Below are 20,772 nucleotides of genomic sequence, written 5' to 3'. Positions count from 1 at the left end.
GCCCCTCCCCTGGCGGGGCTGGTTACGCCAGGGCAGTGCGAAGGCGGCCGCCGATCCAGGCAATCGCCTCATTGGCGACCGGGGTCAGTTGCGGCATGCCGGCAAAGCCGTGGATCATACCCTCGAACCGCCGCACGCTGGCATCGACGCCGGCGGCCTGAAGGCGATCGGCAAAATCCTCGCCTTCATCGCGCAAGGGGTCGAATGCCGCAGTCGCGATCGTCGTCGCGGGAAAGGCGGTCGGGTCGGCGCGCATGAGATCGAAGCGGGGATCGGCGCGGTCCCCGGCATAGGCTTCCCATGCCCAGTCTACGAAGCTCCCGGTCAACATATAGCCCTCGGCGAACGTCGCCTGCGAGGCGCTGGTCCGCGACGGATCGAGTAGCGGATAGAAGAGCGCCAGGTGTCGTACCGGCAGCGACAGCGCCGTCGCTGCCGCAATCTGGGCGCCCGCGCTGTCGCCGGCCAGGGCCAGGCGAGCCGGGTCGAGCCCCCATTGCGCGCCGCTGTCTCCGATTGCGTCAGCAACCACGGCGACATCGTCGAGCGGTGCCGGAAAGCGCGTCTCGGGCGCGAGCCGATAATCCACCGCGACTACGGCGGCCCCACTCGCGAGCGCCAGCGATCGGCACAAGGCGTCGTGGGTGTCGAGCGAGCCGAGCAGAAATCCACCGCCGTGAGCGAACAGCACGACGGGCAGCGAGGGCCGGCCGTCGGGCCGATACAGCCGGATCGCGATCGGGCCTCCCGGCCCCTCCACATTGCGATCCTCGACCTGAGATACCATCGGACCGGGCGCGCTTGCCAGGAAGGCGTTGGCCCCGGCCCGCAGCGCGGCGAGCGGGACGTGCGGCGGCAGCCGACGCAGGGCCACGCGGGGGTCGGCGAGCAGAGCCGCGAACGTCGGATCGGGCGCGTCAGGCAATGGCGGCGTCGTGCGATTGGGTCAGCGCCATTCCCTTGTACCCGCTCGCCGCGGTCTGTTCGAGGATGCGGCGATACCCGCGGACGCCGCCCGAATAGGGCATGAAAACGCGCGGCTTCCCCGGCATCTCCGCGCCGAGGTAATAGGAGGCGGTCTTGGGGTAAAGCGTCTCCTGCGCACGCTCGTTGACATGCGCCACCCAATCGCGCTCCGCCGCTTCGGTCGCCTCGATCGTGACGATGTCCCGCTCGTCCGCATAGGCGATCAACGCGGCGAGCCAATCGATCTGCTCTTCTGCCGAGAGCAGCACGTTGCTGAGCAGCGAGGGGCTGCCGGGCCCGACGATGATGAACATGTTGGGGAATCCGTTGACGGCGAGGCCGAGGAAGCTGACCGGCCCCGCCTGCCATTTCTCCGCCAGCGTTTGACCTCCGCGGCCGACGATCGTCGGCTTCAGCAACGACCCCGTGAAGGCGTCGAAGCCGGTCGCGTAGATCACGATGTCGAAGGGCAGCTCTTCGGCGCTGGTCCGAATCCCGTCATGCGTAAATCGTTCGATCGGCGTCCTGCTGATGTCGACCAGCCGAACGTTGTCACGGTTGAAGGTCGCGAAATAGCCGCTGTCCACCGAGGGCCGTCGGGTGCCGAACAGCAGATCCTTAGGCGTCAGCGCCTCGCGAACGGCGGGGTCGTCCACCTGACACGCAATCTTGCGCTTTATGAAGTCCGAGGCGGTGGCATTGGAGTTTTCGTCGAGCAGGATGTCCTTGAAGGTCAACGCGAAGCCGAAGCCCAGCCGGTTCCATGCCGCTTCGAACGCAGCCTCTCGCTCGGCGTCCGGGACTTCGATGGCCGAGCGCGCGTCGGGCACGAAGCCGAGCCCGCTCGGCGAATTGCGTGCCGCCTCGCGACGTTCGGCGTAGGCCGCCTTTACCGACGCGTCCTCGTCGTCGGAGACGGGAGCGTTGGCCGCGGGTATCGAGTAATTGGCGGTGCGCTGGAACACCGTGAGCTGCGCCGCCGCCCGGGCGATGACGGGCGTCATCTGGACGCCCGACGATCCGGTGCCGATGATCGCGACCCGCTTGCCGGTATAGTCGACCGGCTGCTTGGGCCAGCGTGCGCTGTAGATGATCCGGCCGACGAACTCGTCCTGCCCCGGATAGACGGTATCCTTGGGCGTCGACAGCTGGCCGACCGCCAGGATCAGCTTGCCAGCGTCCCATTTTTCGCCGGTATCGGTGACGACGTGCCAGCGCCCCGTCGGCTCGTCGAGCCGCGCCTCGACCACGCGGGTCGACAGGCGGATGTTTCGGCGCAGGTCGAAGCGGTCGGCGACATGGTTGATATAGCGGAGGATTTCGGGCTGAGTGGCGTAGCGCTCGCTCCAGCGCCATTCCTGCTCCAGCTCGGGCGAGAAGCGATAGGAATAGTCGTAGCTTTCGACGTCGCAGCGAGCGCCGGGATATTGATTGTGATACCAGACGCCGCCGATGCCATCGGCCGCTTCCAGCACAACCGCCGACATACCTTGCCCGCCCAGTGTGTGGAGCGCCCTGAGGCCGCCGAATCCGGCGCCAACCACCAGCGCATCGACCTTGGTCGCCATATATCCTCCCTGACATGATCGAGGTGTCACAGCGTGGGGATTTCGTCAACACCGTCGTTGAAGGAATCGCACATTATTGCATAAACCGGTCAGATTCCAGGTTTGTCCTGTTCAACGGTAACATTGACGAACCCGGTCCTGGTTGGCTATGATCGATGCGACCTCGATAAACGAGGCAGGAAAGAGGAGCGCGATGAGGCTGGAATCGGTCAACGATCGGCAGGAGGCGATCCGAACCGCCTATCCCGTCTGGGTACCACGAAGCCTGCACGCGACACTCGACGATGCGACGGAACGCTTTTCCGATCGGCCCTTCGTCATCACCGACGAACGACAGTGGACCTATCGCGAGATGGCGGACTGGTCGCACCGCCTAGCCGCCGGGCTGATCGCACAGGGCGTCGCCCCCGGCGAGAAGGTCGCGATGGTGATGGCCAATCACCCCGAATTCGTAGCGCTCAAATATGCTATCTCGCGGGTCGGCGCGATCGCGGTGCCGATCAACATCCTCAACCGCCGTGACGAGCTGCGCTACGTCCTGGAACAGTCCGACAGCGTGATGCTGGTCACGATGGATCGCTTCCGCGACGTCGATTATCTGGAGGCGCTGGACGAGATCGCTTCGGGATGGGAACGCGGCGGCGGCGGCAGCGCGTTGCCCGGGCTGCGCCGCGTCGTCGTCTTCGCCACCGGCGAAGGTCGGCCGCGCGCGGGTATGCTGTCGCTGGCGGCACTGGAGGGCGCGGCCGGGCCGCTGCCCCAGGTCGCGGCGGGCGCCGATTGTGACATCATCTACACCTCGGGCACGACCGGTGCGCCCAAGGGCGTCCAGCTGACGCACGACATGCTGATGCGGACGGCCTTCGGCGCTGCCTATGCGCGCGCGTTCGAGAACGGGCGACGCATCGTCTTCTCTCTGCCGATGTACCATGTCTTCGGCTATGTGGAGGGCCTGCTGTCGGTGCCCTTCGTCGGCGGAGCGATCGTGCCGCAGCTCCGTTTCGATGCCCATGACACGTTGCAGGCGATCGAGCGCCACCGCGCATCTGATGCGCTGCTGGTGCCGGCCATGACGTTGGCGATCCTCGATGCGGCGCAGGAGCGCGCCTATGATCTGTCGTCGTGGCAGGCCGTGCTGGCGTCGGGGGGCCGCGCGCCGGAACGGATCTGGAAGGCGATCCACGAGGTGCTCGGCGTCGACGAGATCACCACCGGCTATGGCATGACCGAGACGACCGCGTCGACCACCGTGACCCGGCCGGACGATCCGCTGGAGCGGCTGCTGACGACCAACGGCCGCCAGCGCGACGTCGGCCCTGCGGGAGACCCAGCGCTGGGCGGCAGGCTGGTCACGTATCGGATCGTCGATCCCGTCACGGGCGGCGAATGCCCGTCCGGAGAGGTGGGCGAACTGCTGGCACGGGGGCCTGGCGTGACGCGCGGCTATTACAACAAACCTGATGCAACCGCCGCGACCTTCGATCCCGAAGGATGGTTGCGGACCGGCGATCTCGGCCGGATCGATGACGACGGCTATGTCTCGCTCGTCGGTCGGACGAAGGAGTCTTACCGCTGCGGCGGCGAGCAGGTGTTGCCGACCGAGGTGGAGGACCTGCTGACCACCCATCCCGACGTCGTTCAGGCCAATGTCGTGCCGGTTGCCGACGACCGGATGGGCGAGATCGGCGTGGCGTTCGTCGTCGGGCGGCCGGGCGCCAACATCGATCCGCTGGCGCTGCAGACGATGATCGCGCAGCGGCTGGCGCGGTTCAAGGTCCCGCGCCACGTCCTGGTCGTCGACGCTGCCGATATACCCACCACCGCCTCGGGCCGTGCGCGCAAGTTCCTGTTGGCCGAAAAGGCGCAAGCGATGCTGGGCCTGTCATGATCAACTCCTTCACACCGCCCGACCGCCGCATCGCGATCGTCACCGGCGCGGCGCGCGGCATCGGCGCTGCGATCGCCGGCCGCCTCGCGGAGGACGGACATGACCTCGCCATCGTCGACCTCGACGCGGACGCTTGCGCAGACACCGTCGCCACGGTGGAGGCGACCGGTCGCCGGGCCATCGCGGTGGCCGCCGACGTCGCCGATGAGGCTGCGGTCATCGCCGCCGTCGACGAGATTGCCACTCGGCTCGGTCCGCCTACGGTTCTCGTCAACAACGCGGGTATCCTGCGCGATCGGACACTCGGCAAGATGACGCTCGACGATTGGCAATCGGTCATCGACGTCAATCTGCGGTCGGTTTTCCTCCTGTGTCGCGCCGTCCTGCCGCACATGCGCGCCGCGCGATGGGGACGGATCGTCAACCTCTCGAGTATCGCGGCGCTCGGTGCGCTGGGTGAAGCCAATTATGCCGCGGCCAAGGCCGGCGTCCAGGGACTGACCAAGACCCTGGCGATCGAGCTCGGCCGCTACGGCATCACCGCCAACGCGGTCGCCCCCGGTTTCGTCGTCACCGACATGACCCGCGCCGTCGCCGAACGCATGGGCATGCCATTCGACGATATGGTTGCGGAGATGGCGAAGACGATCCACGTCGGTCGCCCTGGCCAGCCCGACGATGTCGCGCATGCCGTCAGCTTCTTCGCCGATCCGCGCTCGTCCTTCGTGACCGGCCAGGTCCTCTACGTCGCCGGCGCGCCCAAGGTATAGGCAGTCTCCGGCCGTCGCTCTAAGAAGAGCGCATGGGAGACATGCCGCCACCTGCCGAGCCCACCTCGGCGATCAGCAAGCGCCGACGTGCGGCCAACAAGGACGCCCGTGCGGCCTATGCCAATCGCCGCCAGGAAATGGTGGAGGCGGCGATCCGCGTCTTCAACCGCATGGGCTACCAGGCCGCCAGCATCAGTGCGGTGGCGGCCGAACTCGGCGTCGATCGTGCCACGCTCTATTATTATTTCTCGTCCAAGGAGCAGATGTTCGACGAGATCGTGCGGTCGGTCCTCGAGGCGAACGCCGACCTCGCCAGCCGCATCTCCGCCGCGCCGATCAGCCCGATCCGCAAGCTGCGAGAGCTCGTGACCGCAATGATGAACAGCTACGCCAGCAACTACCCGCTGCTGTACATCTACATCCGCGAGGACCTCAGCCACGTATCCACCAAGCGCACCGCCTGGTCCGACGAGATGCGTGCGCTCAATCGCCGGATCGAGACCTCGATTGTCAACATCGTCGAGCAGGGCGTCGCGGACGGCAGCTTGCGCCGGATCGGATCCCCGCGCACCGTCGCGTTCTCCATCTTGGGTATGCTGAACTGGACTCATCGATGGTACCGGCCCGACCGCGGCGAAACGGCAGACGAAATCGGCAAGATCATCGCTGAGATGGCCATTTCTGGCCTCGAAAGTCCCTATGCTTCGTAGGTGGGACCGGAAGTCGCATCAAGCTCGTTGGCGCTGCGGGGAAAAGGATGTATCGAGCCAGCGCTGCGGGCCCTCCCATCTGAGTATGTCTTCGATTCCGCAATCGGCGCCCGATAGCGGCTTACTCGCTACTAACGGCGAAGGAGCTGCCTTTCCCCCGTTTCGCTCCGTCCTGACAAGCGGCAGCTTACCCCGCTGCACCGCCCTAGAAGCGGCCGTTTCGCTTACTACCAGTTCCAAGCGTTAAAAGCCCCCTCCCCTCACCTGAACGACCGGCAACTTGTGGCGTTGGAGCGCCCGAAAGCGGTCTGGCGGCTATCCACCAATCTTGACCTCCGCCGGGTGGGAGCATGGGGTTTATCCAATCGATAAAACTTCTCGAATTAGCGATCACGCTTGATCTCAACCGCGCCGTTCAGGCGTCGCTGATCGGTGGCTAACGCCGGGCGCTCACCCGCCTCTAGTCTCCGCTCAATCGTCCGATGCAACGCTGCCAGGCCCCCGAACAGTTCGGCTTCCGACAGGCTCGCGCCCTCGCGCTTTGCCGCCGCGACGATATCGAGCGCGCCCGACAGTTCCGGTTCGGCATAGAGGGCACCCCCCTCCCCTGCCCGCCACGTTCGTAGCAGCTCGGCCGAACGGGCGCGCTGCGCCGTGGCGGACCGGTCAGATGCCCGGGTCGTCGCCGGCGCCGCAGACGGCGTTGCGCCTCGTCGCAACAGTTCTTCGCGCGTGATCGCAGCCAGCTGGTAGCGGAGCACGCGGCTGTGTGGGTCGTCGGTCGGCGACGGCGCATATTGCGCGGCGAGAATTTCGGTCAGCGCCGGGGTTTCCATGGCCGACGACGCGCGGCGCCAGTCAACAAGGGCCCGAGTGTCCGGCATGCGATCGGCCGGCTGGTCGATGGCGAACCGCTCGAGTAGCGGATCGTCGAGAATGTCGGTTGGGAGTGCGGCGCGATTGCCCATCGCCGCAGCGTGCGCCCAGGCCGCAACCTCCGCGACCCGGGAGAGCCCGTCGCGCATCGACGCCCGCGCACCGGACACTTCCTGCAGGACCTCATCCAGCATCGGCTTGGCATTCGTAGCGCCGGCCAGGGCGGCGTCGATCGTATCGAGACGACCAACCATGTCGGCGTATTTCGCTTCGAGGCGGATGCTGCGCGCCGCCATCTCTTCGAGTTGTTCCTGGATCATCGTGAGGGCATCGAGGATCGCTGCGAGCGCCGGACCTTGTTCCACATCGCTCATCGACCGGGCCCTCCCCGATCGCGCTCGCGGTCGCGGTCGCGATGACGGACGATAGGGGTTCGCTCGCGCTCCCGAACCTGGCGCATGACGGCTTCGATCCCGTCATGCTCGCCTGCGCGCGGGGTCGGATCGGCCACCGGGTTCCCTGGACCAACGCCCGTCTTCGTCGTCGGCGGATCGACACCATCACGCGACCGCTCGGGCCCGGCATCTGCGTTCGCGCGGCGCGCCTGGATACGCGCACGCATCGCCTCGGACCTCGCCATGGCTGCGGCTAGAGCATCGATCTCCGCACCCGGCATATGTCCGACCTCGCCGTTGGAGCGTTCGGCAGGACGGGCTTTCATGGACAGATCGCGAGCGGCTGTGACGGAGTTCGGCACCGGGCCAGGCAACGCCTCGACGAACGTCTCGAGGCTCCTGGCGACGGTCTGGTTCACGATCGATGGCGTCGCCTTCAGCTCCGCGATGGAGCGCAGGTAGGCGTCGCGGACGGCGGCATGGCGAGCTGCGAGGATGATCTGCGCACGATCCGATGCGGCAGCGTTGCGGTGGATGGCCTCACGCAGCTGACGGCTCCTGTCGATGCGTGGGACAGCCCCTGTCGCACGAACTTTTCGAGCGGCGATCGGCTCGTGGGTGGCATCGATCCCTCTTGCCTTCGCAGGCGTCGCGTTCGCCTCGATGCCGCGATCGCGCAGCTTCTGAGCGAAGCGCTGCCGGTACCGGAAGAGGTCGTCGCGGTTCGGATGGAAGCGTCGCCCGTCATGGTCGCGACGGGCGAATGTGAGATGTACGTGCGGATGGTCACGGTCGACATGGAGCGCCGCGACCCACGACCTGTTCGCAAATTCCTCCCGCGCGAAGTCCAGCGCCGCGGCCTTCAGACGTTCCGGATCGGTACCGGATGGCATGGAGAGTATCATCGAGATGGACGTCGCGCCCTTGCGCCGGGCGTCGTCGCCCATCTCCCATTCCTGCCATTCCTGCGCCAGCTCCTGCATCTCCCGGCCATCGCGAATGATCTCACCATCGCTCGTCTCGAGCGCCAGCTCCTTACCGAGTCCGTGACCGAGACGGCTGATATAGGCGAAGTTCGCGAGGACATGGCCGCGGCCGTGCTGACGGCCGGTGATGCGCACCATCACCTCTGGCACCCGCCGGGCCGTGCGATCCATCGCCGCGATCGCGCGGCCGCTCACGGCGGTCTGGGATCCCCCGCCGAACGCTCGCTTGACCGCCGCGGAGGCGCGGTATGCGGACGCGTTCGACGCGGACTTCGGGAACATCGATGCGACCGCGAAGCCGAGCAGGGCAGCCCCCTGCCCTTGCGAGCTTGCGGACCCGCCGCCGCTGCCAGGCCGATGCTTGCGGGCCGGCGAGAAGATCCCCGCCATCGTGTCGAGCGTTCCCGCTGACAGGTTGAGGCTCACGCGCGTGGAGCCTCGAAGGTGCCCGTCCAATAGCCGACCTCGCCGCCGACATAGGTCGATATCGTGCGCCTCGCGGTGTGGAGGATCGTCTTGAGCTCGCCGCAGGTCTCCAGGAACGGGACCGCGATGCGGGCGATGTCGAGGCTGCTCTCGGGCTGGTTCGCCGCATTCATCGCATGAACCGCTTGATTGATGTTCCGTCCGATCAGGAGGATCTGCTTACGCACCTTTCCGATCTCGTCGCGGATCGCCGGACTCAAGCGAAGCTCCCCCGCCCGGTCCCACAATTGCCACCGTATCGTGCGCTTGATCCACTCGTTGCGAGAGAGGCCGAGCGGCGACCCGGCCCTGTCGATCGCCTCGACCTCCGCACGGCGTAGCCGCACGGTCACACGGACCGGATCATCGGAACGCCCCCTCCCCGCTTCGGCCAGAGGTAAGTCATCGTTCGTCGGCGCGAGGACGGCCCGTGCGAGGGTGGTCGCCATCCACGCGCTGCGCGTCTGCCCGTTTGCGGCAGCGACGCGGTCGATCTCGGACACGAGGTCGTCCTTGAGGCGAAAGCTGATCATCATCTGGACAAGCCCCGTGCAGCGGCGCCATCCGACACCAATGTATTACATTGGTGTCGGATGGCATATCCTGCCATCCCCAATAATGAACCTCACCCGCCTAGAACAATCAGTGCGATGGAATGATTTCACTCCAAACGCGGAGTGGATGCGTGAGGATCGCCGACGTACATGATCTTCGTCGATGCGCGCGCTGATCGGCAGCCTTGTCGTCAACGCTTACCGAACGTCCGACACTCTACCAATCTTCGGCAAGTCACGACGAATTGATCACATCGTCTCACCAAACCGCGAGGTTGCGTCATGGCACGCCCATCCAAAGTCGACGATCTTGCAGCCATCGAGGCACGTCGCGAGGCTCTGCGCGCGCAACTGGCCGAACTCGATGAAAGGGCAAAAGCGGCCGAGCAAACCGCGCGTGATGCCGGCCGCGCGACGCTTCTCACCGCTCTCGAGCGCGTCAAGATCGCAGCCCTGACCAAGCAGGAAGCGAGGACCATTGCGAATGCGATCGGGCAGCACGGGGGAAAGGCGATCGCCGATCACCTGTCAGAGTTCCGAGCAGTTTGACGCGCCATCCGTGTGACCCGGAGAAGGAAGGGCCCTGCTTCTCAGGAGTGCAAGGGCTCCTCACATGTCCCGAGCGCGGGTGCCGGAAGCGCGCGCCCCTGTTGTCTCACCCGAGGCCCATTTGATGACACGGTTTGGCGTCGGATGACCGGCTCTGTCGGGCTTGGGCGCTGAAGGCCCCTTCCCCACCCCGCTCCTGGCAAGACGATCGGCGCTGAGAACCTCTGGTCGCTCTGTTACTTCTTCTTGGCGCGTGCGGCCTCCGCCTCCTCGGCAAGGTCGAGGAGCAGGCGCATCGCCTCCCCCTTCTTCATGCGATGGCGATAGGCGAAGTCGTCGTACCGGTCCCGGTCCTCGGGCGTGGTTCGGATGTGGAAGTTCGCGGTGTAGACCGCAGCCCTTGCGGGCGCCGGAGCCCGCTTCGGCGTCGCGTCGGTTGGCTCGGATTTGAACCCTAGTCGCTCCCCCCCTTCCCTCGCGGCAGCCCGCTGCTGAGCCGTCGGCACGGGGATCTCGTCCTCGTCGTCCAGGGCGAAGTTTGCGAGGCCTGGGCGTGTGCTGCGATCGGTCATGCCGAAACCTTTTCGTTGAGCAGGTTCAGGACGTCGAGGGTGAAGGCGGCGGCGTTGGAGCGTGCCGTCGTCAGCGAGCCGACATCGCTGTTCTTCAGGGTTGCGAGGGTGCCACCCAGGCTGAACAGCGCGCGGAATGCCCCACGATCGGCGAGCGCGGTGTTGATCACCGGGATGCCCGCGTCCTGCAAACCGGCGATGATCTGCTTCAGGTCGCGTGGCCACAGGCGATCGGAAGCCTGAGTTTTCGCCAGGACGGCGGCGAACTTCAGCGGCTTGTCGCGGTGCTTCGACACCTGCCGCACATTCTTGAAGGCGCGCGCCGCCTCGTTCGAATCCAGCGCAGAACCTTGCATCGGTATCAGCGCAAGATTGGACACGAGAAGGGCATTGGTGACGCGGCCAGACGCCCTGCCCTCGAGATCGACAATCACGAACTTGGCGCGCTTGCGAGCCTCCGTGATCGTGTCGATGATCGTCTCCTCATCGATCTCTTCCACGACCTCGATGTTGTCCGGCTTGCCCGGCAAGGCGGCCCATTTCGCGAGCGGGAAGTTCGGGTCGGCGTCGATAAGTATGACGTTTGCGTCCTGAGCGGCGAGCTCGGTCGCGAGAAGCAGTGCGGTGGTCGTCTTGCCCACGCCCCCTTTCGGGGACAGCAGCGTGATCACGGGCATTCCAAACCTCCGGAGAGCCTGCGGTTATAGCGGAGCAGCAGGTTAGAACGCTCCGCACGGTTCGGCAAGATACAGCGGAGCTGACGGACCCCTCGGAGCAATGTGTTATCGCGGTTACAACGCTCCGTGGGTAATGAGCACCAATGGGGTCGACGGAGTTGGAGAGGCGCTAGCCCTCCCCCCTTGCGACCCACTCACCGTAAAACCAACCAGCATAAGCGGCATACCATGCTGCCGGCGCTCACATGCGTTCGGGCGGTTACAGATCTCCGCGCGCTCGCAGAGACCTGCTCTCAACCCACGGTCGGAAGCTGGCGCGCTACGAGACCGAAAGCCGGCAGGTGCCGCTATCGACTCCGTGGTCGCCTGCCCTCGTCGTTTCAGGACCGCGGCTGGATCACGCGCACCACAGACCCGCGAGAGTCATGGGATCGTAGTGGAACAGCTGGCTGAAGCGCTTGGAGCGGATTGGCGCGACACAGCGGAGATGACGAACACTTGCGAGCGGTGCGTTACGGCGGTTACAGCACTCGGTGCCGAATGGAATCTGGCCGGACGTCGCGGCTGCCGCCGATGCCCTGCCCCGCCCCCACCGGGCAGCGCGCCGCGCCCTCCACCTGATCGCGGCAAGCGACACTTCAAACCACCCGCACTCGCCTCGGCGCTCCGGGAGCTCACATGCGTTCGCGCGGTTACAGGTCTCCGTACGCTCGCAGCGCGCCTGCCATCACCAGCGTGATCGCAAGCTGCCAGCAACCCGTTTGCCGGCCGACACCTATCGCGATCGGCGTTCCCGATGGGCGAGGTCGCGGCGCGATGGTGCTCACCACAGAGACGCTGCGCTTACAGCGCACCGAGCGGTTAGGGCGGACGCTACGGTTACAGGGGAGACGCTGCGAGCTGGTTGGAACGGACTAGGGGACCTCGCGGAGCGGGGAGGGGGCACCTTCGTGGAATCCACGTCCTTCTTTCGACACCTCAACCGACCAAAGATACTCGCCTTCGCGGAGCGGTGGGGGACGGCGACCACATGCGACGCACATAACCGTGCGGAGATAGCGGAGACAAACCACGGTTCGTCCTTGCATGACCCGTAAGCGCCATCGGTGCAGCACCACCTCACCGCCGACGAATAGAAGCGCCTGGCTCCGCACCAAGGAATTACGGCGCGGCATAGGGGCCAGGGGGCGGACACGGTTACAGCAGGTCGGGCGCTCACACCGAACCGGGCAGACGAGGCAGGCGCCTACGGTAGCGCATCGATCGAGTGTCACGATCGTGGCCGACCAGCGCACATCGCGCGCTCCCAGGTTCACGGCACCGCTCCAGCACGTCGCAGCGGTTATACCGGTTACATCGGTTATATCGGTTACAGCGCTTTTTGCGGTTCGGGCGGTTACGACGGTTCGGACGGTTCGGCTCACGGCAGCGCCGGCGAGGCATCCGGTCGCACTCAGCGGCGAGCCGGAGCGACATGCGAACCGATTCGAACCTGTCCGACGTGGCGGGCGAGTGGAGCTCGAGAGGTCGGTCCGGAATACGCGGTGTCTATCGCGCCAGGCGGCGCCTCGCGGTGAGGCGCGGCGCTTGATCGACGCTCGGGATTGAGCCCCGGCGGCTGACCGCCGGGGCGAGGGGAGGGGGCTAGTATTCGTCGGCTCGCAGGATCGTTAGCACCCGCACCGTCGTGTACGGATCGGATGGGTCCTCCGAGCCATAAGCGAGATCACGATCGTAGTAGTCGATCTTCCAGAGGCACCTCGCTCCCTCGAACTCGAACAGGCCAAGGTCGCGGTGGCCGTGGGGATCGTTGTCGACGTTGAAGGCATCATAGTCGCGGATGATGCGGAGCAGCTCGGCGCGCTTGCGAAACCCGCGGAACAGGGCGACGTCGCCGATCAGCTCGGCGATGCCGGCCGTCATCACCACGCGGTTGTTGCCGGGGCTGGTGAGGTGGGCACGTAATCCGTCGTTGAGCCGCGCGATCTCGTCGTGGGCGATCTCCCGGCGCGAGGACGGGGGTGTCTGCTCGGACATGTTGGTCTCCTTGCCTCAGGCCCCGCCGATCGGGGCCGTTCGACAGGCGACAGGACAGCCGGGTGCATAGCCGCGCCTGTGCACCCGCAAGGGTCGCAACGGAGTGGAGAAGCCCGCATGGCGAGGCTTGCACAGGCGCGCGCCGCGGCGAGGACGTTGGAGCCCGAACGCCCCCCGGATCGGTGGCGAGGGGAGACCTGATCGAAGCCTTGCCGCTGGACGCACGCGAAGGTCGTTCGCTATCGTCGGCACGATGGAGACCGAAGCCGATATCATCAGCCTTTGGCCCCGCTGGATGGATAGCGCCGGGACCATGCTGGCGATGAATGCGCTGGTCCGCAGCCGCTGTGGAACGTGCGGTACGTTGCTCAGGGTCGAGCTCGAGGACGTCGTTGCCCGGTTCGGCCCTGGCCATTCGCTGATCGACAGGTTGGAGCGATGCCGCATGGTCGGGTGTGTCGGCTCGACCTTCTATCTCGCCTCTCGGACCTATGGCCGCGCGTGGACGGCGCTGCTCCGCGACCCGGCTCTCGTAACGAGCTTCGAAGCCGCGGCACCGCCGCGGGCGGCGCTGCGATAGGCATGCGGAGGCGCCCCGGTGTGTAATCGGTACCGCATTTCCGCAAAGCAGGCGGCCGTGATGCGGGCCTGCGGGGTCGAGCCGCCTTTCGCGCCCGACGAGGTCTTCCCGCCTGCGCGCGAGATCTTCCCGACCGGCAAGAAGACGGCGCGACACGGGCCCGTGGTGCGCCGGTCGCCCGGCGGCAATCGCCCGCTCGAGATGGTGCTCATGGAGTGGGGTTTCCCGACCAGGATCCCCAGCAAGCGCGATCCCGAGGTGAAACTCGACAAGTACGTGACCAACGCGCGCAACCTGTCATCGAACATGTGGAAGCCGTCGCTGAACACGCCGGACCGGCGCTGCATCGTACCATTCACCCACTTTGCCGAGCCGCATCCGGAGGGCGGGAAGGGCGACGACAATCTGCCCAAGCAGATGTGGTTCTCGCTGCCCGACCAGCCGATCGGCTTCTTTGCCGGACTTTGGCGGCCGACGGAGCGCGGGGAGGCGTTCGCGTTCGGCACGACCGAGCCGAACGAGGTCGTGCGGCCGTGGCACCCCAAAGCGATGCCGGTGATCCTGCGGCCCTGTGACCTGCTGACGTGGCTCGACGGAAGCGCCGACGAGGCGCTGGCCCTTGTCAAACCCTATGCCGGTCCGATGCACCACCAGGTCGAGACGCCGCGAGGCGACCTCATCGAGATCGATGCCTGAGCAAGGCGGGGCGGGGCGGGCTCGATGCCCGCCACGCCTCTCGACGAAGACCGGAAGGGGAGGGGGCCTCTCGGCCCCCGGTTAGGTCAGGCGAAGGGGTCGTATTCGTTGACGATGGTGAGCGAGCTGTCGTGGTCTTCGGCGGTGATGACCGCGTACTGGGTACCGACGGCGACCACCATGGTGGCGACCATCAGCGTCCGGGCGAGGCTGAGAGCGGATTTGCGGGCGATCCAGATGTCGTTGAACATGTCCGAGGCTCCTGTGAAGCCGGCGGGGTGCATCCCCGCTCGACAGGCGCCCGACAGGACGGGGAGGGGCCGCGATCACTTTCTTGCTGGTCAAGCAAGAAAGCCGTAGCGAAGCGCCCGGACCCCTTGTGGGTTGATCGAACAAGGCCACGAGCCGGCCCAAGGATTGCGCCTCCAAGAGCGGGGTGGAGCACGCCGGCAGGGTGCCTCCTGGGCAGCGCTGGACCGCCCGTGCCGCCCTCCAGCACGGACCAGTCGGCCGCTCCCGTCGCCGTTCGCGCACTCGGCGCCCGCCATCGCACGGTTCCTCGCGCAGCGTCTCTGCGCCACGCGGTGCACGCCGCGCGGAAAGAGACTGCCGGATTTCGGAAACATGTTTCCGCGCGCCAGATCCCGTCAGTCGATCGTCACCCGCATGGGCCGAGACCTGCCAAGGGCTCGGCGGAGCGTTAAGCGGAGTAGAGCGACGGTCCCGGCCTCGGCCGGGAGACGTCCCACCCCGACCCTCCTGTCCGAACTCGATCAACGGCATCGGGGTATCGGCTGTTTGCCGCCCCATTTGGATGATGCTAGGATCTAGCCCGACGAGAGCTTCCGGGGCGAACCTCTTGCCGTACCCGCCTCATCACGCTATATGGCTTGGGTCACGGGTCGCCACACGTCCTTTCGGGGAGTGCAAAAGGGCGGCCCTTCGCGTTTTCGGATGACGCTACCTCCTTACACCAAGCCGCACGCAACGGCCGCCCAGCGCGTGGCGCACCTGCGCAGCCGGGGCCTGATCGTCGCGCGACCCAATGTCGCTGCCCGCAAGATCGACCTGGTCGGATACGAACGGCTCCGCATCTACTTCCTCAGCCGGCGCCAGTTAGGGGTGCCGAACCGACCGTTCCAACCGGGAACGACGTACCAGCAGATCCTGCGCCTCTACGAGTGCGACGGCATGCTGCGGGAGGCTTGCTTTGCCGCAGTGGGGCAGTTCGAACTGCTGCTGCGCAACGCCATGTCGGAGACGCTCAGCGACCGACACGGCAGCCACCCTTATTTCGAGCCTACCGCCTTCAAGGATGCCACCGCCAACCTTGAAGCACTGCAGAGCTTCACCGCCGCTTACACCCAGACCAAGGACCAGCGCGCGCTGCACTATCGACAAACCTACGGGACCCCGATCCTGCCGCCGATCTGGACGATGAAGGAGTTTCTCACTTTCGGCCGGGCGGTGCGCATCTTCAAGAACCTCGAGGGCTCGCTGCGCACCAGCATCTCGGCCCAGTTCGGGGTGCCGAGCGACCAGCTGTTCACGAGCTGGCTCGAGTGCCTGGTCGACGTCCGCAACATCTGCGCGCACCACGACCGGCTGTTCAACCGCAGCTTTCCGAAACAGCCACAGGGTCTCAGGCGCGCTGGCGTCCCGACCGCCCCGAGAAACAAGCTCAAGGCGATCCTCGAGTGCCTGGACTATCTGCTCGCCCAGCGCGGCGCCCCCGTCGGCATCGTCGTCGAGGTGGGCCGCATCATCGCCCGTTTTCCCGAGGTGCAGCCTGGCGAGGTCGGTTACTGACGCGAGAAGAGGCCCGGGAGCCGAAGCTCCCGGACCTGCCCGAGACGGTCAGAACGGGATGTCGTCATCCTCGTTGTCCTGGGCGCCGCCCTGCTGCTGGCGGGACTTGCCGTAGGAGAGGAACGTCACCTCATCGGCGATGATCTCGACGCCGAAGCGCTCGATATCCTGCTGGTCGGTCCAGCGGGTGTAGTGGATGCGGCCCGTGACCATCACCTTCTGGCCCTTTTCGACATTCTCAGCGACCGACTTGGCGACACCGTTGAAGCAGGTGATCCGGTGCCACTCGGTGTCCTCGACCCGGCGACCGCTCTCCTTGATGATCTTGCCCTCGCTGTCGCGCTTCGGGCGCGAGGTCGCGAGACTGAAGCTGGTGATCTTGGTGCCGCCCTGGGTGGTGCGGGTCTCGGGAGCGTTGCCGACGTTGCCGGCGAGGATGACGAGGTTCTTCATGACGAGGTTCCTTCTGTTCTGCCTGAGGGTTCGTCCCCTCGGCTGAACACCGTCAAAGACGGCCAGGACGGCGGCTCCACCGGAGCGGCGCAAGACGCGAAGGGGAACCCCGGTCGGAGGAGTGGTGCGGGCAGCCGCGAAGCGGCAACTCGGTCCGAACGACAAGCGGGTTGGGGCCGTTGGACGGCCGGCTTAGGTCGTTCATGAAAGAGAGGGGAGGGGCCCACGGGCGATCAGCGATGGACCTGAGTTGAGGATCCTCGCACTCGACGCTGCGATGCCCTGCAACCCTGACGCTCCTCCCTCCAGCGGCATCGCCGCCGAGTCAAACGCGATCGGCCAATCGGCGCCGGCGAGGTCTGTCCATGGAGGTGTCGCCGGGCCTGGACCTGTGGCTAGGTCGATCCTGTCGCGGTGTCGTGTGGTCGCGCGTCGATTGGGCGAAGCGGTCACGATCGCCCACCCCGCAGGAAAGGCCGGAAGGCCGGTGCCTGGCGCGATCAGCCGCAGGTGTTTCCGCCCCGGCTGGACCGTGGCTGGCGGGGCGGCGCTCGACATAAGACGGGGCTGTCTTCGCGACGAACGAAGGGGCGGCCGTGAGCCGGCGCCGGGCCTCACGCCGGCGCTCCTCCGCGCCCATCGATGTCGGGTGCGGAAGCATCCTCGTCGAGCGATCGTGACCCGAACGGTCCGTGCCCCGCCAGGGGCTCAGCAACGGGCAAGCAGATCGAGCGGCGGTCCCGGCTTACCGGGCAGGGCTCATTACGTCTGGACGCCTTCGTGCCACCTCTCGGTGAGATACCTCATCTCGGCGTCATAAAAGACGCTGTTGACGTGGACGGCGCAAGGTCGCTGCGCGACATACGCGAGGATGGTCAGCATGTCGGTGGAGACCGCCCGATCGACGTTCCACCGACGCTGATTGAAAGGTGGCAGAGGTCGGCCGCTCGACGAGAACAATGCGGAGGGCTGCCCGGACGGCGGGGCTGAGCTGGCGAGGCGGCCCCACTCTGGCCAGCGCCAGCATGGGGTGCGCACCGTAACGCGCCGGCAACCTCCAGAACGGGATCGTGCCGTCGGGTCGATGGATGTCCGGTCGATCGCAATGCGCGGCGCCAGTAGCGATCGCCGCCATTTGGTTCCTCGGGCAAGGAGAAGGCCGCCGGCGTGCCGGCGGCCGATGCCGGCAGCTCAGGCGACCTTGCGGTCGCGCTGAGCGTTCTGAGCGGCGGGCGGGGTGCCAAGCGGGCCGCGGCGGTCCACGACGCGGATGCCGGCCGCCTTCGCGTCGATCACGAGGCGCTCGGTCACGCCGTTGCCCTGGAAGGCGATGACGTAGCGGGGCTTCAGCGAAAGCATCTGCTCGTTGCGGCGGAAGCCGGCGCGATCGCCGAGCTTGCGGTCCAGCCCGAACCGAACCTGCTGGACGCCGTGCTGCTCCGCCCAGGAGGCGGCGATGCGCTCGATCCCCTTCATGTCGCCGCCATGCACGAGATACATGTCCCCGATGCGCTCGCGGACGGCATTGAGGGTGCGCAGGAGATTGTCCCCGAACGTCTTCATGTCGTTGTCCGACTGGAAGGTCAGCCTTCCACCGGCGAACACGATCGCGGTGCCCTGCGCGGTGTTCGCGTCCCGGACCCTCTCGCGGCGGGCGCGGAGGAACGCCTGTCCGTCGACGATCGCCGAGGTGACGCCCAGCGAGATACGGTTGCCCGTCGCAGGGATCCAGGAGCGGCCCGTCTCGCGAAGGTAGTGAGCGGCCGCGGTGTCGCGCATGTGTTCATAGCAGCCGGCGGCTTCCTCGATCTTCTTGGCGAGCTCGATCTTCTCCTCGAGGTTCGTGCTGTTGATCTCCGATCCGTCCTGCTCGGCGATCAGGAGCCTGATCTCGTCGGTCAGGCGATCGATGGTCGCGTGCTTCTTGCTCGCGGCCCGGTGGAAGAGGTTCACCAAGCCCCAGCCCAATTCCTCGATGTCGCGCTCGAGCGACGTGTTGAAGAGGGTGGCGAACAGGTCGCTCCAGATGGCGGTGGTGGTCTGGTCGAGCGCCTCGATCGGAGGAGGCGCCATGCCGCTCAGGTCTTCGTTGCGGGGTTCGAGATGGCCGAGCTCGAGGGCGGCGAGCGCCGCGGCGAGGGAAGTGGTCATGGGCGAGCCTTTCACTCAGGTGTGCCGGCGGCCTATCCGCCGGATGCGCACCTCCTGGGCCGCCGATCGAGAGGCGGCCGCACCGAGGCAAAGCCGAGGGGAACCTGCGAAAACCGGGGTGGAGCGGGCAGCCGCGCAGCGGCAACACGGCCCGGTCTTCGCAGGTTGCGGACGGCTCGCGGCGGCCCATGTGCCGCATCCCTCTGGCGGAAGGCTTAGCCGGCTACCGGTGATGCAATGGCGGTCGCTGCTCCACCCTCGCCACGGCGCGTCGCCTCGGGCGGTAGCCCGAACGCTTCGATGTCCTCCAGAATGGTGCGTCCGGTGGCGCACAGGCGGACCAGCGCCTTGGGGTCGATCCTCAACCGCCCGTCATCACCGATCGCGTCGAGCATGATGCGGAGCTGGAGAACCAGGTCCTCGCTCCGGGTCGCGGCATAACCCGCCACCCGCGCCGTGTCCGTGAACAGGCCCGGGACGGGCAGGACGGAGGCGTCTGCTCCCTCGGGAGTATCGCGCCAGGGATCGACGTCGACGCCGGGTGCGAGCGCGACGACGTAGGACGGGGTAGGCCCGCAGTGACTCCGCCAATCGCTCGAACCGTTGGCGAGCTCGATGGCGGCTCGGCACGCCGCGATCGGGTCCTCCGCCTCGACCGTGGTCTCGAAGCGATGGTGCGCAGAGTATTCGCATTGGACGGTGAAGGGCTTCATCGGATCGACTCCTGAGAGGGGTGGCAACGGGAGCGCCCACGTCCGTCACTCGTAGCGGGGGCGTTCGGCAGGGAAGGCGACCGGGGGCCAGCCATCGTTGACCTGGGCGACATAGCGGCCGGCGCTGAGGGCGCTGCTGAGCGGGCGGGCATGATCGGCGACGTTCCAGTCGCGATCGAGGTGACCCTGGATCTCCGCCGCCATCCCGACGCCACGATCCTCTTGGCCGATTGGAAACGTTGTGCCCAAGGCCGTCAGCTCCGGAGCGGTGCAGAGTTCCCCCGCGTCTTAGTACCAGCCGTCTTCTTCGCGTTCGTCATAGAGGTAGACGGCGACTCTGTGCATGGTGCGCCCCTTCGCTGAGTGAGCAGCAGACTCACCGCATCGAAAGGCCCCCGCTTCAGGGGGTGCTCATCGCGTTTGCGAGGTCATGGGCCTTCTTGTGGCGGAGCGCATCGGCGCCGCGATTGAAGTCATCGAGCCAGCGCCCCATCGGGGTGCGGGCGTCGGCGGGGAGGGCGGCTTGGGCCGCTTGGAACGCGAGCAGCTCGGTCGGCGCCCGGGCGATGATGCGGTCGATCTCCTCCGGAGGGAGGAGGCCGCGTTCGCGGATGAACTCGGTGATGCTGCCGGGGCGCGGGGTCGCGCCGCGGCGGCCGAGGACCGGACGTCGCCAGAGGCCGTCCACATTGCGCAGCCGGGGTTTCGCCCGGGCCTCCATGAGGACGATGATGCGCAGTTCGTCGGCCGATAGCTCCTCCACCTCGTCGGGCTTGATGCTCCCGCAGAAGAAGCAGCTCGACTTGGGTGGGACCGGAAGCCCGGCGGCGGCGATGCGCCGCTCGCATCGCGCGCGATCCCATCCCCATTCCCGCAAGGGGTAGCGGTACGCGTAGCGGGGATCCTCGCACCCGAGCGCGTGGTGATAACGCTGGGTATCACGCGCGGAGGCGTCGTAGCCGATCAGCTTCACGACGCGGTTCCCGGCGTCCCAGCAGCGGCGCGCCGGCTCCCAGTCTGCCGTCCAAGCGTCCTGGGCGCTGGCCTTCCATTTCTGCGAGCATGACCCCCGATTGAACACCACCGAAGGCAGGGTGGCATTGGTGAGCATGTTCTCCGCGATCGTCGCGTAAGGTGGCCAGTGCTTGAAATTGCGGGGGTGGTAGCGGCAAATCTCGGAGGGGATGCCCCGGTGGGCCATCCAGGCACGGAAGATGGGCAGGAACGCATAGGTGCCGGCCTTTTCCGAGCCGGGGTCGGCGAACAGCACCATGTCGATCGGCTCGCCGCGCTCCGCCATCTCGACGATCATGGCGGTCGAATCCACGCCGGCACCCCATGCCGCGACGACGGGCGG

Annotated in this window: 21 protein-coding genes; 7 read left to right on the top strand and 14 right to left on the bottom strand. The window is 66.6% G+C overall.

Annotated features, from left to right (window positions below):
- Positions 1-22: 22 nt before the first annotated feature.
- Together ACU5AX_RS18070 and ACU5AX_RS18065 are read right to left on the bottom strand one after the other, a co-directional pair.
- Complete coding sequence (locus tag ACU5AX_RS18070) at positions 23-925, bottom strand: alpha/beta hydrolase (protein WP_446691955.1); 903 nt, start codon at positions 923-925, stop codon at positions 23-25.
- On the bottom strand, positions 918-2,534 hold the full coding sequence (locus tag ACU5AX_RS18065; protein WP_446691954.1) for a flavin-containing monooxygenase: 1,617 nt from the start codon (positions 2,532-2,534) through the stop codon (positions 918-920). The genes ACU5AX_RS18070 and ACU5AX_RS18065 overlap by 8 nt, the downstream gene beginning before the upstream one ends.
- Positions 2,535-2,727: 193 nt before the next feature.
- On the opposite strand from ACU5AX_RS18065, the gene ACU5AX_RS18060 reads away from it, so the two are divergent.
- Genes ACU5AX_RS18060 through ACU5AX_RS18050 form a run of 3 tightly spaced genes read left to right on the top strand, consistent with a single transcriptional unit; the run spans position 2,728 to position 5,902 of the window.
- The gene (locus ACU5AX_RS18060; protein WP_446691953.1) at positions 2,728-4,422 is read left to right on the top strand and encodes a class I adenylate-forming enzyme family protein; all 1,695 of its coding nucleotides are present in this window, start codon (positions 2,728-2,730) and stop codon (positions 4,420-4,422) included.
- Entirely contained in the window at positions 4,419-5,192 is a 774-nt protein-coding gene (gene fabG / locus ACU5AX_RS18055) for a 3-oxoacyl-ACP reductase FabG (protein WP_446691952.1), read from the top strand. The genes ACU5AX_RS18060 and fabG overlap by 4 nt, the downstream gene beginning before the upstream one ends.
- Before the next feature lie 32 nt (positions 5,193-5,224).
- Complete coding sequence (locus tag ACU5AX_RS18050; protein ID WP_446691951.1) at positions 5,225-5,902, top strand: TetR/AcrR family transcriptional regulator; 678 nt, start codon at positions 5,225-5,227, stop codon at positions 5,900-5,902.
- Between the two features lie 383 nt (positions 5,903-6,285).
- On the opposite strand, the gene ACU5AX_RS18045 is transcribed toward ACU5AX_RS18050, so the two are convergent.
- From ACU5AX_RS18045 to ACU5AX_RS18035, 3 genes are read right to left on the bottom strand one after another with little or no spacing between them, the layout of a single operon-like run.
- Positions 6,286-7,152: a hypothetical protein gene (locus tag ACU5AX_RS18045; protein ID WP_446691950.1), complete on the bottom strand. Its 867-nt coding sequence runs from the start codon at positions 7,150-7,152 to the stop codon at positions 6,286-6,288.
- A complete protein-coding gene (locus tag ACU5AX_RS18040) occupies positions 7,149-8,585 on the bottom strand; it encodes a relaxase/mobilization nuclease domain-containing protein (RefSeq protein ID WP_446691949.1) in 1,437 nt (478 codons plus the stop codon). The genes ACU5AX_RS18045 and ACU5AX_RS18040 overlap by 4 nt, the downstream gene beginning before the upstream one ends.
- Positions 8,582-9,127, bottom strand: coding sequence for a hypothetical protein (locus tag ACU5AX_RS18035; protein WP_446691948.1), 546 nt, complete (start codon positions 9,125-9,127; stop codon positions 8,582-8,584). Before ACU5AX_RS18035 ends, ACU5AX_RS18040 begins: the two co-directional genes overlap by 4 nt.
- Positions 9,128-9,460: 333 nt before the next feature.
- Between ACU5AX_RS18035 and ACU5AX_RS18030 the strand changes: the two genes are divergently transcribed.
- Entirely contained in the window at positions 9,461-9,727 is a 267-nt protein-coding gene (locus ACU5AX_RS18030; RefSeq protein ID WP_081614890.1) for a hypothetical protein, read from the top strand.
- 236 nt (positions 9,728-9,963) lie between these two features.
- Here the strand turns inward: ACU5AX_RS18030 and ACU5AX_RS18025 are convergent, their stop codons facing one another.
- The 3 genes from ACU5AX_RS18025 to ACU5AX_RS18015 form a co-directional block, all read right to left on the bottom strand.
- On the bottom strand, positions 9,964-10,299 hold the full coding sequence (locus ACU5AX_RS18025) for a hypothetical protein (RefSeq protein ID WP_018251308.1): 336 nt from the start codon (positions 10,297-10,299) through the stop codon (positions 9,964-9,966).
- Positions 10,296-10,976, bottom strand: a complete 681-nt coding sequence (locus ACU5AX_RS18020) for an AAA family ATPase (RefSeq protein ID WP_018251309.1) — start codon at positions 10,974-10,976, stop codon at positions 10,296-10,298. The genes ACU5AX_RS18025 and ACU5AX_RS18020 overlap by 4 nt, the downstream gene beginning before the upstream one ends.
- A 1,644-nt stretch (positions 10,977-12,620) precedes the next feature.
- Positions 12,621-13,013 carry a DUF3768 domain-containing protein gene (locus tag ACU5AX_RS18015; RefSeq protein ID WP_018251310.1) on the bottom strand — a complete coding sequence of 131 codons (393 nt, stop codon included), beginning with the start codon at positions 13,011-13,013 and terminating at the stop codon, positions 12,621-12,623.
- A gap of 253 nt (positions 13,014-13,266) precedes the next feature.
- Between ACU5AX_RS18015 and ACU5AX_RS18010 the strand changes: the two genes are divergently transcribed.
- Positions 13,267-13,593, top strand: coding sequence for a hypothetical protein (locus tag ACU5AX_RS18010; RefSeq protein ID WP_018251311.1), 327 nt, complete (start codon positions 13,267-13,269; stop codon positions 13,591-13,593).
- 18 nt (positions 13,594-13,611) lie between these two features.
- Entirely contained in the window at positions 13,612-14,289 is a 678-nt protein-coding gene (locus tag ACU5AX_RS18005) for an SOS response-associated peptidase (protein ID WP_269146963.1), read from the top strand.
- Between the two features lie 86 nt (positions 14,290-14,375).
- Here ACU5AX_RS18005 and ACU5AX_RS18000 read toward each other — a convergent pair whose 3' ends face one another.
- Complete coding sequence (locus ACU5AX_RS18000) at positions 14,376-14,540, bottom strand: hypothetical protein (protein ID WP_164521265.1); 165 nt, start codon at positions 14,538-14,540, stop codon at positions 14,376-14,378.
- Between the two features lie 703 nt (positions 14,541-15,243).
- Between ACU5AX_RS18000 and ACU5AX_RS17995 the strand changes: the two genes are divergently transcribed.
- Entirely contained in the window at positions 15,244-16,098 is an 855-nt protein-coding gene (locus ACU5AX_RS17995; protein WP_020493507.1) for an Abi family protein, read from the top strand.
- Positions 16,099-16,146: 48 nt separating this feature from the next.
- Here ACU5AX_RS17995 and ACU5AX_RS17990 read toward each other — a convergent pair whose 3' ends face one another.
- The 5 genes from ACU5AX_RS17990 to ACU5AX_RS17970 form a co-directional block, all read right to left on the bottom strand.
- Positions 16,147-16,551 carry a single-stranded DNA-binding protein gene (locus ACU5AX_RS17990; protein ID WP_018251148.1) on the bottom strand — a complete coding sequence of 135 codons (405 nt, stop codon included), beginning with the start codon at positions 16,549-16,551 and terminating at the stop codon, positions 16,147-16,149.
- A 1,191-nt stretch (positions 16,552-17,742) separates the two neighbouring features.
- Entirely contained in the window at positions 17,743-18,702 is a 960-nt protein-coding gene (locus tag ACU5AX_RS17985; protein ID WP_018251150.1) for a DUF2493 domain-containing protein, read from the bottom strand.
- A 215-nt stretch (positions 18,703-18,917) separates the two neighbouring features.
- A complete protein-coding gene (locus tag ACU5AX_RS17980) occupies positions 18,918-19,415 on the bottom strand; it encodes a hypothetical protein (RefSeq protein ID WP_018251151.1) in 498 nt (165 codons plus the stop codon).
- Positions 19,416-19,460: 45 nt separating this feature from the next.
- Positions 19,461-19,619, bottom strand: a complete 159-nt coding sequence (locus tag ACU5AX_RS17975; RefSeq protein ID WP_018251152.1) for a hypothetical protein — start codon at positions 19,617-19,619, stop codon at positions 19,461-19,463.
- A gap of 196 nt (positions 19,620-19,815) precedes the next feature.
- On the bottom strand, positions 19,816-20,727 hold the full coding sequence (locus ACU5AX_RS17970; RefSeq protein WP_260449710.1) for a hypothetical protein: 912 nt from the start codon (positions 20,725-20,727) through the stop codon (positions 19,816-19,818).
- Positions 20,728-20,772 lie beyond the last annotated feature (45 nt).

The organism is Sphingomonas benefaciens (genome assembly GCF_052907485.1).
Note: the sequence above shows the minus strand (reverse complement) of the source record. Positions and strands in the feature narration are given on the sequence as shown.